Raw genomic sequence first — 14,807 nt, forward strand, 5'->3', positions numbered from 1 at the left:
TCTTGGGCAAAACTTTTCGCCTTGTCCTGACTCAGGAGGTGTTCCTCAGTGAATTGCATACATCCTTTCCTTACAATCTCTTCAATTTAAACAGTAGCCACAGTTTGTTGTTTAGCAATTTCCTGATTGCGCAGTAAAAAGCGTTGAATCTTCCCACTTGGTGTTTTTGGCAGTTCAGTCACAAACTCAATCAAACGCGGATAGGCATGGGCAGATAAGCGTTTTTTCACAAACCGGCTCAGTTCATTTTCGAGTTCAGTACTGGCTGCACTTTCACCAGATAAAATTACAAAAGCTTTAATCACTTCGGTTCGTTCAGGATCAGGCACACCAATCACTGCGGCTTCAATCACTGCATCATGCTCTAGCAATGCACTTTCGACATCAAATGGGCCCACGCGATAGCCTGAAGTGGTAATCACATCATCACTACGTCCGACAAAACTCATGCTGCCATCGGCATGTATTTCAGCGGTATCACCCGTTAAATAATAATGTCCAATAAAGGGTGATTTACGGCTTTCTTGATAACCACCAAACCACATCATCGGAGATTGGCTAATATCCACAGCTAAAATTCCCGGACTATCTGCACCTAACTCCTGACCTTGTTCATCCAAAGCGACAACACGATAGCCGGGACTGGCAAAACCTGCCGAACCTGCGCGAACCTCATGTTCCAGCGCATGGTGATTACACACCACCATCCCAACTTCGGTTTGGCCATAATGATCAAAGATCGGGGCATCTAACACTTGTTTGAACCAGCGAAACACTTCAGGATTCAATGGCTCACCTGCACTGCTGACGACACGGAATTTGCCACGGAGTTTCGCCATTTGCTGCTGATCTGCCGCCATCATCATGCGGTAAGCTGTGGGTGCACCTGCCAAGTTATTCACACCATAGTCTTGGACAATTTGACATAAGCTATCTGCAGTAAATGCGCCTTCATAAAAAATGGTTGGATGACCCAATAACAGTGGGCCAGTAATGCCGTAATACAAGCCATACGCCCAACCCGGATCGGCAATATTCCAAAACGAATCTTCAGCTCTTAAACCAATCGCATCTTGCATATAGGCACCAAATGCAATCAGCGCTTTGAGTGGCACTTGTAAGGGTTTAGCAGGGCCTGTCGTGCCTGATGTAAACATCAACAAGAATGGATCTTGGATGTTCATCATCTCCAATTCGCACTGATCAGATTGGCGATCGACCTCTGCCCAAAAACTATAATCTCCTTGATACAGCCCTGTACCTTTGGCTCCCGTGACCGTCACAATGGCAGGGCAACCGTCTACTTCATGCAATTTGTCGCGATTACCGACATCGGTGACCACCAATTTACTTTGAGCCAACTGTAAACGATGCTCAATGGCTTTGGGACCAAATGCAGTAAATAAAGGTTGATAGACTGCACCAATTCGCCATGCCGCTAAAATGGTAATAATCAGCTCAGGCGTGCGTGGCAATAAACCCGAAACACGGTCACCTTTGCTAACCCCTTGCGACTTTAAAAAGTTAGCAAATTGGCTGGCACGTTGTTGTAACTCTCGAAAGGTATATTGCTCTTTACGACCATCTTTACCCTGCCAAAACAAAGCAATCTGCCCCGGCAAAGCATGTCGATCACAGCACTCATAACACGCATTCAGCGCATCGACTGAACCTGATAGAAACCGTTGCGCAGCCTGCTGTAAATCAAAGCTTTGCTGCGCTTGTTGATAATTTGAAGTCATCCTTTCACCTCAGTCACATTTTTTGTTATTCACGACAAGGGTTTTTATAGAGCGCATTCATTGCGCTCCTGTGTTTCTTTTGTATTAACTCTCTCGGGGTAAGTATTGCTGGATAATGCTGGAAAAATCTAAATGCGCATTGCCTTGCAAACACAGTTGTTGATAAAGCTGCTGTGCCAAACCACCGAGTAATACAGGTTGCTTGACTTGGCCTGCCGCTTCAATGGCCAAACCTAAATCTTTGAGCATGAGTTGCGAAGCAAAACCGTCGGTATAACCACGACCTGCGGGGGCATTCGGGCTAATATCTGGCCATGGGTTACAGATTTCAGAACTCCAGCAACGACCACTTGAACTATTGATCACTCCTGCCAGTGCATGGGTATCAATGCCCAGTCGACTGCCCAAAGCCATACCTTCTGCCACGGCCGCCATAGAAATACCGAGAATCATGTTATTGCAAATTTTAGCAATTTGCCCTGCTCCCACCGCACCACAGTGCACGGTGTTTTTTCCCATAAAGCTTAAAATCGGCTTCACTTGCTCATAAGTCGCATCATCAGCGCCGACCATAAAGGTTAAGGTGCCTGCTTTGGCGCCAATGGTGCCACCAGAAACTGGCGCATCACAAACCTGGATCTGATGCTTCAAGCCCTCAGCAGCAACATCTTTAATGGTTTGCGGATCGATAGTACTAGAGTCAATACAGAGACTACCTGCTCGCATCACCGCCAGAATCCCCGTTTCACCCAAATACACGTCACGTACATGCTTGGCCGCAGGTAACATACTGATGACGACATCTGCTTGCTCAGCCGCAGCTTGCGGACTGTCACAAATAATCCCACCACTTTCAGCAAACTGTTGTAAGGCTTTTTCACTCAGATCATAGCCCAACACTGTTTGCCCTGCTTTGAGCAGGTTCTGTGCCATCGAACCGCCCATATTCCCTAAACCAATGAAAGCTATCTTCATCTCGCTACTCCTTAGCGTAAACTGATGGTGGTATTGACTTCCCCTGCTTCTTGGCTGTCTTCAAACCAACGGCTGGTGATGGTTTTGGTTTGTGTATAGAACTGAACCGCTTGTTTGCCATAAGGGCCTAGATCACCGAGCTTTGAGCCACGTGAACCTGTAAAGCTAAAGAATGGCACAGGGACTGGAATTGGAATATTGATACCCACTTGACCAATATCAATACGGTTTTGGAAGGTCCGTGCCACTGCACCACTTTGAGTAAATAAGCCTACGCCATTCCCAAATGGATTGGCATTCACCAGTTCAATCGCCTCATCCAACGTCTCGACACAGAGAATCGTCAATACTGGACCAAAGATTTCTTCTTTATAAATACGCATATCCGTCGTGACATGGTTAAACACCGTGGCCCCGACAAAGTTGCCATTTTCATAGCCTTTGACTTGAATATCACGACCATCCAGCAGCAGTTCAGCACCTTGTTCTACACCACTGTTAATCAGATCAATCACACGGGCTTTGGCACGCGGTGAAATCACAGGGCCAATGTCCGTATTCGGCTCATGTCCTGCATTCACACTCAAGGTTTTGGCTTTTGCGACCAATTCATTGATCCAGTGTTTACTGTCACCGACCATGACTGCAACTGAAAGCGCCATACAACGTTGCCCTGCTGCACCAAAGGCTGCACCGACCATGGCATTTAAGGTTTGTTCTTTATTAGCATCAGGCACCACCACCACATGGTTTTTCGCGCCCATCATCGATTGCACACGCTTGCCATGTTGACCTGCCAAGTTATAGACATGCGTACCAACCGCAGTTGAGCCCACAAAAGAAATGGCTTTAATGTCTTGATGCGTACACAGGGCATCGACCACCTCTTTGCCACCATGCACCACATTCAGTACGCCTGCAGGAATACCTGCTTCAATTGCCAACTCGACCAACATCATGGTGGAGAGCGGATCTTGTTCAGATGGCTTCAAAACAAAGGTATTGCCGCAGACGATTGCCATTGGGAACATCCACAAAGGAATCATCGCAGGGAAGTTAAATGGCGTAATGCCCGCACATACACCTAGAGGTTGTTGCAAGGTATAGGTATCTACGCCACGTGCCACCCCTTCGGTATATTCGCCCATTTGCAACGTGCCAATTGAACACGCATGTTCCACCACTTCCAAACCACGCTGAATATCACCTTCCGCATCCGCCAAGGTTTTGCCTTGTTCGGCTGTAAGTACCTGTGCAATTTTCTTGGCATTATCACGAATCAGTTGCTGTAGTTTCAGCATAATGCGCATACGTGCTTGAATCGGGGTTTCTCTCCAGTTGGCAAAAGCAGATTGTGCTGAACTAATCGCGGCCTGAATTTCCTCAGGTGTTGCAAAAGGCACTAAGCCAATCACTTCCTGCGTTGCAGGATTGATAATGTCTTGCCATTGCTGGGTTTTAGACTCGACAAATTCACCGTTAATCAAAAGTTTAGCTGTGGTAATTTGGATTTTAGAAACCGTATTCATAAACTCTCCATAGGCATTCATTTTTATTGTGTCACTGTTGAAACATACGACTTAAACCGTATATTCAATTTCTGCTTTTCAACTCAGACTAGCAAAGAAAACTTTGACCACCAATGCAGATTGGTGCACGATGGTTGTGCAATTTTGCACAGGATGTGGAAAATAAAAAATGAAAGTAGATTGGGATCATCTGCAGTTTTTTTTGGTCTTGGCACGCGCTAAAACCCTGACCAATGCAGCACGGATTATTGGAGTCGAACACAGTACTGTGGCAAGGCGGGTACAGTCTTTAGAAATCGCTTTAGGTACGCCGCTGTTTAAACGTGAAGCCACAGGCTATGAACTCACCGTCGATGGCATGGCACTAGTGCCGCGCGTAGAGCAAATGGAACAGGCCTTTTTGCAAATTCAGAAACCGCAACAGCCACTTGAAGGACGAGTGCGCATTGGCGCACCTGAGGGTTTCGGCACAGCATTTTTAACCCAGTTATTGGCCGAACTGTCATTGCAATTTCCACTACTCACGATCGATCTGATTCCTGTACCGAAGATGATCAAGCTGTCGCATCGTGAAGCGGATATTGTGATTTCGATTGACCGTCCAAAATCAGGTCCCTACATCATTACCCGACTGACCGATTACTGTTTAAAAATTTATGGAAGCAAGCGCTATCTGGCACAGCATCCGCCTATACAGCGGATGGAAGATTTAGCGACCCATCGCTTTGTCAATTATATTGATGATCTGATTTATAGTTCGGAGCTGTATTGCTTGGAACGGCTACCCATTCCTCTGACGGCAAATTTTCGTAGCAGCAGTATTTTGGCACAGCAAATTGCAGTCAATGCAGGGGCTGGATTGGCCATTTTGCCGCAATTTCTAGCCCATGACCAACCCGACTTAGAACAAGTATTGCCCGAAAAGGTACGCTTCACGCATACCTTTTGGATGCTGACGTTTGTTGATTTACAACACGAGCCACGGATTAAATTGGTCTGGGATTATTTGCGGAAACAAGCCGACTTAAAACAAAGCATGCTGATGGATTAAATCATCCACAGCAGGTTCTTATTTATATTCCCCCGTCGCAATACGTCGAGCCAGTTGTTCCAAACGATCGACTTTTTGTCGTTGTGGTAAAACATGGCAGACCATCTCGGCGGTATAATCCACAGCAGTATTGGGAATCAGCGGTCGAGTCTGACTTGTTACATAGTCTTGACTACTGAGTAACGAGCCATTTTTTTTAAAATTGGCAGATGAACGAATGCTATAGACTTCATTGTCACAGCCAACTCTGTATAGCGCGAGTGAGTAATCCCCTAACTCCAAGCCGTCTTTTTCTTTGTCACTCTTAATGAGATATTTGACCCAATATTCAACTTCATTACGACTCATATCAAGCATTTTAACTCGATCAAAATCGACATAAACATATTGTGAACGATCATAATTGGCATTCACAAACGTCCATTCGGCAAACGCAGATCCTCCCCACAATACACAAAGAAAACCCAATAAAATACGACTTAACACATCACTATCCCCCAAGATAGACGGGCAAGATTATAGCAACTCCCTTATATAAAGCACATGAAAAATCAAACTAACATACTGAAATATATCCATTTAAATAGCTATAAATTAGAAAGTTTCAGCACATATTTCTCTACTTAGTTATAACTGGTTATCACTCTAGATAGACTATGTGGTTTGTTTTGCATACGGCGAATAGCCTATTTTGTTTACTAACACGCAGTGTAATCCTCTTGATATTTTCAAATAGCTACCATTATTGATTTTAGCGTGGTGATCTTGGAAGCCAAATTAAAGCCGTAAAAATATCAATAGCCACAGTCCTTCCATTTATTTTAGTAGCACTATGAATATGTTTAACTTTGCAAAATCGACGACAAAAATTAAAGCCATGCATGTGCATGGCTTTACTTGAAGGGATTGAACTAACTCGTTTTATAGCTTTAAGCTGGAATTTGTTGCGTAATACAGTGAATATTACCACCGCCCAACAAAATTTCACGCGCTAGTACACCTGTAATTAAATAGTCAGGGTACATTTGCTGAAATAAGCGCTGTGCTTGTTGATCCGTGCTTTCATCGAATAATGGGAAAATGATCTGCTGGTTACTAATCAGGTAATTCACATACGAACCTGCCAAGCGATTGCCTTCAACACGCTCAATCGCATTGCCTTTTTGCACATCGTTGGTTTCATTTTCACGCGCATACAGTGGGCCTGGTGCTGGTAGTTTCCAGACTTTTAAACGACGACCTTGTGCATCCACTGTATTTTCCAAAACCTTCAATGCCGCCATAGAACGTGCATATTGAGGATCAGTTTCATCATCGGTCCAGTGCAATGCCACTTCACCCGGGCGAACGAAACAGCACATATTATCTACATGCCCATCTGTTTCATCGTTATAGACCCCATCTGGTAACCAAATGAAAGTCGTGACGCCTAAACACTCTTGTAAAATTTCTTCAATGTCGTCTTGTGTTAAATCTGGATTACGATTTGGGTTGAGCAGGCATTCTGCCGTGGTTAAGAGTGTACCTTCACCATCCACATGGATGGAGCCACCCTCTAGCACTAAGGGTGTAGAAAAACTTTCCAGCTCATGCATCGCAGAAATTTGCTTGGCAATGAGCTGGTCTTGATCCCATGGGAAATACAAGCCGCCATCTTCTCCGCCCCAAGCATTGAATACCCAGTCAATACCGATACGTTCACCATGTTCATTTTTAACAATCGAAGGTCCAGTATCACGCGTCCACGCATCGTCACTTTCCATTTCATATAATGTCACTTCTGCAGGCATAGTTTTGCGTGCTTTTTCCATTTCTGAAACAGGAACAGCCATAAATACAGGCGTCTTTTGTAAAATAGCCGCTGCAACTTGGGCAAAAGCCTGTTGTGCTGGCTGTGCATTGTCACGCCAGTTATCAGTACGATACGGCCAAATCATCCATACTGCTTCTTGCGCTGCCCATTCACCCGGCATACTAAAACCCTGTTGCTTTGGGGTTTTGATTGTTTTTTGCTTTTCAACTACAAGTTCCATTTTAAACTCTCTTGAATTTTAACATTTCCAAATTTTTGCTTTAGTGAATTAAAGTCGTTCACTCACACTGTTTTAAGCTTCCTCAATTGGCGTTCCCAAAGAGATTGGCTGCTTTTTAATTTTCTTATACAACACCAAGCCAATGCCTACGCATAACCAAACCCCACCAAATTCGAGGGCTGATTTTTCCAAGTTGATCCATAAACCTAACAATGAAAATACAGATGCAAAAGGTAAAAATAGGTTCATAAACATATTTTTAAAGCCTGATCGCGCTTTAGCAATTACAAAGAATTTCATAAAGACCGAGAAATTCACCATGGTAAAGGCAATTAAGGCACCAAAACTGACAAAACTCACCACCGTTGCAAGGTCGACATAAATTGCCAATAACGAAATTAAACCGACAAAGAAGATTGAATAAAGTGGCGTACCGAGTTTTGTACTGACCGATCCAAACACTCTTTTATTGAATACTCCATCACGCCCCATAATGTACATTAAACGTGAAGCGCTGGCATGGGTTGCTAAACCTGAAGCGAAGGCATTCATAATTTGCACGCTTAATAATGCCGTTTGAAATGCTGCACCACCCACAATCAAGGCAATTTCAGGCAAAGCTTCGTCAGGGTTGTTAAATTGAGCCAAGGTTGGGAATTGCAATGTGACAAACCACGACACCGTAATAAAAATTGCACCCCCCAATAATGTGGTCCAAATAATTGCCTTTGGAATGGTTTTAGTTGGATTTTTCGTTTCATGTGCGAGTGTCGAAACTGCATCAAAACCTAAATACGAAAAACACACCAATGACACTCCCGCAACCAGTGTACCCAGTTCTGGCTGACCACTAAACATTGGTTTCATGGTTACAACGTGGCTATAACCTTGTGAACTTCCAATTCCTGTCACCACCAGATAGATAAATACCAGCATCATGATCAAAGTCGCAATCACAAAAACAAAGCTGAAATTGGCAAGAATATTAATGCGAAAGCTATTAATCAGGGTAACCAGCCCAACCATGATCAGCACCCAAGCGGTATAGGACACATCAGGGAACAGTGAATTTAAATAAAAACCAGCCAACAACGCATTAATCAGCGGCAACAGCATGTAATCTAATAACGAACACCACCCCACAAAAAAGCCCATGGTTTTGCCACAAGTTTCACTAGTGTAGGTATAAGCAGAACCTTCCTTGGGTGAGAGTCGACTAAAACGTGCATAACTTACTGCGGTTAGCAACATGGCAACCAATGCCAATAAATAGGCTAACGGAACTTGACCATTGGTAACTCTAGAAATAATACCAAATGTATCAAATACCGTCGCTGGTGCCATATAGGCAACCCCAATGACAACCACTTGCCAAAGGGAGAGACTCCTGTGTTTATTCTCGCCTTCCATGCTTTTACTCCTGTAGCAATGCAAGCACTTTCTTCCGTGCATTAGTTGTTTCAACTAACAACACCTATATTGAGAAGGACATCCTTTTCCTTCCCAATACTCCGTAAAACTACATTTAAATTGTTATCACATTTTCTTCTAAATAACTTTGCATGCCAGACTCACCCAACTCACGGCCAGTTCCACTCTTTTTAAAGCCACCCCACAAAGAACTCGGATGAATCATTTGGAAAGAGTTAATCCAGATATGTCCAGCACGCAGCCGCTTAGCAAGTGATTTACCATGATCGACTGAGCCCGTCATAATGGTTGCAGCCAAACCAAACTCCGAATCATTTGCCACTTGAACGGCTTCATCTTCTGTTTTAAAAGTACGGCAGCACATGACTGGACCAAAAATTTCTTCTTTCCACAGACGGCTATCCGTCGGAACATTGATATAAATTTGCGGACGAATATAGAACCCTTGTGCAGGACATTGAATATTTTCCGCATCAATCAATGCGGTCAGTTGTTCTTGCTCTGCAATGGCTAAATATTCATGCACTTTTTTGAATTGTTTGTGCGTGGTCATTGGACCCATGCTGAACTGACCATCGGCTTCTTGACCCAATAAAATAGATTCAGTGGCTTGTTTCAGTTTTTGATAAAACTGATCTGCTATTGATTCATGCACCAACACACGCGACATGGCAGAACACATTTGACCCGCGTTATAGAACATACCACCAACGGCTTTTTCCACAGCATCATCAAGATCAGCATCATCTAATACTAAAAATGCAGATTTCCCGCCCAGCTCTAACGTCACACGTTTCACTGAACTTGCTGCAGCTTGCATGACTTGAATGCCAATTTCGGTACTACCGGTGAAAGAGACTTTTTGTACTTCTGGATGGCGTACCAAATGTTCAGCCGCAACTGCATCCCCCAAGACCAAATTAAATACGCCTTGCGGAAAATCAATTTGATTGAGCAGTTTAATGAATTCAAGTTCTGGTAATGGCACCAGTTCAGAAGGCTTAAACACCAACGTACAGCCTGCTGCCAAAGCAGGTGCAATTTTCCATGCACTGGTAATTAAAGGGAAATTCCATGGGGTAATTAATGCCACCACGCCCACTGGGTTTTGCTGATGGGTAAGTTCAGTGCCGTGATCAGTCTGACTGGTTTTGCTGAAAGCAAATTTTTGCACTAAATCGGCATAGTAGCGGTAGCACTTAATGCTGTTCTCAACATCGACTTTGGCTTGACTGATGGACTTGCCATTGTTGTGATGGGATAGTTCAACCAGTTTGTCTTTAGACTGTTCAAGCGCATCTGCGATTTTATTCAGCCATGCTGCACGTTCTGCTGCACTGGTATTGCTCCAGCTTTCCAAAGCTTGGTTTGCTGCTTCAACCGCAGCATCTACATCATGGGGTGACGCTGCAATGAAATACGCGAGTGCTTGTTCACTACGCGGATTGATCACCGCAATCTCGGTAGAGCCTGTCGTTGCAGCCCATTGTCCATTGATATAATTTTTCATCTTTTTACTCGCCTTTGTTTGTGTCCATCATTGGAGGCTTTATCCGTCTCTTTTGTGTCCACCACAGCAGGACCATTGTTCCATGTTGTCTTTCTTGACTTTTATCTTCTACGTTGCCCAAAGCTATTATTCAGGCAAACAACCGCTGAGCAACCTGCCCAAATGGGTCAGGTTGTCAGCTATTTAAGTGAAATTAAAACTTAGAGATGACCTTCAGCTTTTAATTCTGCAATCGTGTTTTGAATTGCCCCACGTAAAGTTCTAACCACAAAGTCAACTTGTTCACGCGTTAAAATTAACGGTGGAGACAACACGTTCATGTGCCCAACTGGACGTACAATCAAGCCGAGTTTTTGGCAATGATTGGCGATACGTTTACCCACACCGACTGAACCATCAAACAACTCTTTGGTGTCTTTATTGCGCAAGTTTTCGATACACATCATGAACTTCTTGCCGCGTACCTGACCGACAATTTCCAAATCAGCTAAAGTTTTCAGTTGCTCTTCAAAATACACACCAACGTCTTGCACGTGTTCACAAATATTTTCACGCTCAATGATTTCAATGTTTTTCAGTGCTGCAACACAGCTCACAGGATGACCTGAATAGGTAAAGCCGTGTGTCAATAAGCCACCCTTATGATGCGGTTTGCTGATCGCGTCATAAATTTCATCAGAAATAATGGTGGCACCCAAAGGTAAATAACCTGAAGACAAACCTTTAGCACAGGTGATGATGTCTGGAACAATGCCGAACACTTCTTCAGAAGCAAACATATGACCTAAACGACCAAATGCCGTGACCACTTCATCCGACACATACAACACGTTGTATTTCTTACACACCGCTAAAGTTTTCGCATGGTAGCCTTCTGGTGGCACAATCACACCACCTGCACCCATAATTGGCTCAGCAAAGAAGGCTGCCACATTGTCTGGACCCAATTCCAAAATCGTATCTTCCAGTTGCTGCACTTTTTCATTACAGAAATCTTCCATCGATTGCGACTCAGGCTTACGGTATGGGTTCGGACATGAAACGTGATGCACCAATTGATTGTGAATTTCAAAACCAATATGGTCGGCTTCAATGCCGGTTAGACTCATACTGATATAAGTACTGCCGTGATACGCATCTTTACGTGCAATCAATTTTTTCTTTGACGGCTGACCAATTTGATGGAAATAATGGTGAATTAAACGTACTGCCGTGTCATTTGCGACAGAACCACCACAACCAAAAAAGACATGATTTAAGCCTTTTGGTGCATGTTCAGCCAATTTTGCTGCTAATTTTGCCGCTGGTGCTGTGGTTTGATGACCGAATGGTGAAAAGTATGGCAGCTCCATAATTTGTGCAGATACCGCATCGGCAATTTCTTGACGGCCATAACCCACATTCACGCACCACAATCCACCAATACCATCTAAGTATTTATTGCCATGTGCATCATAAACAAAGACATTTTCACCTTTCTCCATAATTAAAGAACCTTCTTCTTTAAATGTGGTGAAATCTGTCCATGGATGAATTACATGATCTTTGTCTTTTTGCCAAATATCTTGAATATCAACTTCTACAGGTAATTTAGAGTTCATACTTTGTCCTTCCTAACGCTTCGCAACACCTCAATCCTGAGGGCTGCATTTTAACTATATATTTATTGAATCAATTATTTAGACAGCTTCTGCACAATGCTGCTGCACTGCATTCGCCTGCATAGCGTCATAATTTAAGATGGCATTGAGCAATACATCTGCACCCTGCGCCGCATCAATGGCATAGACATCTTCCGCTTCGTTATGACTTAAGCCATCAATACATGGAATAAAAATCATGGTGGTTGGGCAGTGCTTGGCAATATTAATTGCATCATGTCCTGCACCACTGACAATGCTCTGATTCGAATAACCCAAACTATCTACTGCTTGTTGTACGGTCTCAACACATTCTGCATCGAAATAAGTCGCAGGGCTAAACCAGTGCTCACTAATGCTGATCTCTAAATCATGATGTTCAGCAAGTGTATGCAAAATATTACGGGTTTCCACTTCCATTTCTTTCAAAACAGCATCATTTGGATTACGTAAATCAATGGTCCATTGAATTTGACCTGGAATAGTGTTGCGTGAAGAATTGGCGACTTGCATTTCACCAAAAGTGACCAATCCTTCAGGGAAACGTTTACGGATATTACGCTCTAACTCCGCAATCATTGCTGCTGTACCCACCATGGTATCTTTACGCATATACATTGGTGTAGTACCCGCATGTGCCGCCTTACCTCTGGTTTCGACATCTAACCACAAAATGGCTTGTCCACCTGTAACCACACCAATTGCAATTTGGTTCTGTTCTAAAACTGGACCTTGTTCAATATGTGCTTCGTAATAGGCTTTGAACGGGCGCGCTAAAGATGTTGTCCCTAACTGACCTGTACGCACCAATTCAGAATAGACAGAAATACCTTGTTTATCTGTGCTTTCATAGACTTTTTGCTTTGGCAATAAACCCGTAAACACCGCAGAACCCATCATGGCTGGGGTAAAACGTGCACCTTCCTCATTGGTCCAAACCACAACTTCTAAAGGATGATAGGTCGTGATATCCTCTTCAGCCAAGCGCTGTAGTACTTCCAAACCAGACAAAACACCATAGATACCGTCAAAACGACCGCCTTTCGGTTGTGTATCTAAGTGGCTGCCCATAACAATGGGTAAAGCTGTTGTAGAAAGACCTTCACGTCTTAAAATTAAATTGCCAATTTCATCATAATCTATTGAAAGGTTGATTCTTTTAGCCCAATCGATCAGTAAAGAACGTCCCGCAACATCTTCATCCGATAATGCTAAACGTGTATTCCCGCCTTTATCCGTTGCGCCAATTTTTGCCATTTCCATCAGCATGTGCCACAAACGTTCCGCATTCGCTTTCATTACTAGAAACATCCATTTTATAAAATATTTTTTTGTGTTTTTACAGAACACCAAATTTCATAAATTCACTCTAGAAAAAAAACTGCATGGCAACAAGTTATATATTTTTAACCGAAGTATTAGTAAAACTTATACCCTCTTATTTCATACCAAGTTTATTGCCAGCACCATCATAAATCGCTTGCAAAACAAACCCAAATTAAAAAATAAGACGCAGCATTCAAAAATGATTAGTGCATTGATATTAATCAGATTTACAAAAATTAAATTGTGGATTACACACGTAAAAGAACAAATATTGATTATTTTAAATACACTTTTAATTCAATGATTACCTATACCGCATTTTTTAAATATGTATTTTGATTATTTAACACACAATAATTTGATCTAGAAATAATCATGCTCGAAGATCAATTAAAAGTATACGTACCAATACCATGTAATCACCGCATCACCTAAATGCACACAGGTTTAGTAATAACTTTTATAAACTCAACCATTAAAAAAATGCACAGCGATGAAATACAAAGGATTATTCTAAGATTTCAGAATAACCCTCCTGTATATTCAATCAACTCAATCAGAGTATGACTAGTCTTAGAATGCCTTAGTGATACTAAAAACTACCGAATCATCGGCGTACTCTAATTCTTTATTGATATTTGAATCGACGTAATACAAATCAAAAGTAAAGTCGTTGTAGCTATAATTTCCGCCTACTTTATAATCATAGTAAGAGTCTTCTTGATCCGTCGCCCACAAAACATCGTAGGCTTCATGACTTGAAAACTGGTTATAACCGACTTGGGCGTAAGCACTCCAATTTTCAGCAATTGGGTAATTATAAGTGCTTTCATAACGTAGCATTTTGCCAGTGTTGAAATAATATTCAGGAGAATAATAGAAGGTAAAATTCAAGGTATCTTCAGCACCTATCAATCCCGTACCTGTAGCACCCAATGAATATTCTTCATAATTCGGATCTGGTAAAGATTTGTCCGCGCCTGGATAATTAATATCCGCGTATTGAACATTTAGTGCAAAACGATCATTAACCTGATAATCATAGCCCAAGTAATAATCTAGCTCAATGCTACTACCAATACCAAGTTCTTGATTCGCTGCAAACAGTTGCGCATATAAGCCTGAATCATGGTCAAAGCGTAAAAAACCTTGTACTGCTGGATCACCTTCAGTTTGTGAATAGCCACGCGAATAATAATCAGTTAAAAATGAAATTGTACCACTGCTCGAAAATCCCTTTAACCAAGTTGATTCTGCACCTGTTTCTGCATGTACACTTGAAATTGCCATTATTGCCAATACACTACAAACTAACTTATTTCTCATCATTAACGTTCCATCAATTCCATGATTTTTATTTAATTTTTTATTGTCATTCATTTTTTAAGAAAGCATAGAACCAATTCCAACAATTCAAGAGGAACCATTTAAGCATAAATAATTATATTATTTTTCATAAAGTTACAATTAACAATCAATAAAAACTGCAACTTGAGAAACAAATTAAAGCCAAACGATGCAAAGAAAACCCTGAACTAGTGTCCAAATAGGAAAATGAAACCTCTTAAAA

At 42.4% G+C, this 14,807-nt stretch carries 11 protein-coding genes; 1 reads left to right on the forward strand and 10 read right to left on the reverse strand.

Annotated elements, in window-relative coordinates:
- Positions 1-86: 86 nt before the first annotated feature.
- The 3 genes from PTT44_RS09930 to PTT44_RS09940 all read right to left on the reverse strand — a co-directional run bounded on the left by PTT44_RS09930 (position 87) and on the right by PTT44_RS09940 (position 4,246).
- On the reverse strand, positions 87-1,742 hold the full coding sequence (locus PTT44_RS09930) for an AMP-binding protein (protein WP_168159094.1): 1,656 nt from the start codon (positions 1,740-1,742) through the stop codon (positions 87-89).
- A gap of 84 nt (positions 1,743-1,826) precedes the next feature.
- The gene (gene mmsB, locus PTT44_RS09935; RefSeq protein WP_062035426.1) at positions 1,827-2,717 is read right to left on the reverse strand and encodes a 3-hydroxyisobutyrate dehydrogenase; all 891 of its coding nucleotides are present in this window, start codon (positions 2,715-2,717) and stop codon (positions 1,827-1,829) included.
- A gap of 11 nt (positions 2,718-2,728) precedes the next feature.
- Entirely contained in the window at positions 2,729-4,246 is a 1,518-nt protein-coding gene (locus tag PTT44_RS09940) for a CoA-acylating methylmalonate-semialdehyde dehydrogenase (RefSeq protein WP_168159095.1), read from the reverse strand.
- A gap of 169 nt (positions 4,247-4,415) precedes the next feature.
- Here PTT44_RS09940 and PTT44_RS09945 point away from each other — a divergent pair, with 169 nt between their 5' ends.
- Positions 4,416-5,297: a LysR family transcriptional regulator gene (locus tag PTT44_RS09945; protein WP_168159096.1), complete on the forward strand. Its 882-nt coding sequence runs from the start codon at positions 4,416-4,418 to the stop codon at positions 5,295-5,297.
- Positions 5,298-5,315: 18 nt separating this feature from the next.
- Here PTT44_RS09945 and PTT44_RS09950 read toward each other — a convergent pair whose 3' ends face one another.
- The 7 genes from PTT44_RS09950 to PTT44_RS09980 form a co-directional block, all read right to left on the reverse strand.
- Entirely contained in the window at positions 5,316-5,783 is a 468-nt protein-coding gene (locus PTT44_RS09950; protein WP_168159097.1) for a surface-adhesin E family protein, read from the reverse strand.
- 443 nt (positions 5,784-6,226) lie between these two features.
- On the reverse strand, positions 6,227-7,330 hold the full coding sequence (gene aguA / locus PTT44_RS09955) for an agmatine deiminase (protein WP_168159098.1): 1,104 nt from the start codon (positions 7,328-7,330) through the stop codon (positions 6,227-6,229).
- A 72-nt stretch (positions 7,331-7,402) separates the two neighbouring features.
- On the reverse strand, positions 7,403-8,740 hold the full coding sequence (locus PTT44_RS09960; protein ID WP_168159099.1) for an APC family permease: 1,338 nt from the start codon (positions 8,738-8,740) through the stop codon (positions 7,403-7,405).
- Between the two features lie 115 nt (positions 8,741-8,855).
- Complete coding sequence (locus PTT44_RS09965) at positions 8,856-10,271, reverse strand: aldehyde dehydrogenase family protein (RefSeq protein WP_168159100.1); 1,416 nt, start codon at positions 10,269-10,271, stop codon at positions 8,856-8,858.
- 200 nt (positions 10,272-10,471) lie between these two features.
- Entirely contained in the window at positions 10,472-11,872 is a 1,401-nt protein-coding gene (locus tag PTT44_RS09970; protein ID WP_168159101.1) for an aminotransferase, read from the reverse strand.
- A gap of 78 nt (positions 11,873-11,950) precedes the next feature.
- On the reverse strand, positions 11,951-13,210 hold the full coding sequence (locus PTT44_RS09975) for a Zn-dependent hydrolase (protein ID WP_168159102.1): 1,260 nt from the start codon (positions 13,208-13,210) through the stop codon (positions 11,951-11,953).
- A 600-nt stretch (positions 13,211-13,810) separates the two neighbouring features.
- Positions 13,811-14,566 (reverse strand): TorF family putative porin, encoded by a 756-nt coding sequence (locus PTT44_RS09980; RefSeq protein WP_168159103.1) that lies wholly within the window; start codon positions 14,564-14,566, stop codon positions 13,811-13,813.
- Positions 14,567-14,807: the final 241 nt, after the last annotated feature.

The sequence above is a fragment of the Acinetobacter sp. Gutcm_16 genome (assembly GCF_028649355.1).
Lineage (GTDB): Bacteria > Pseudomonadota > Gammaproteobacteria > Pseudomonadales > Moraxellaceae > Acinetobacter > Acinetobacter johnsonii.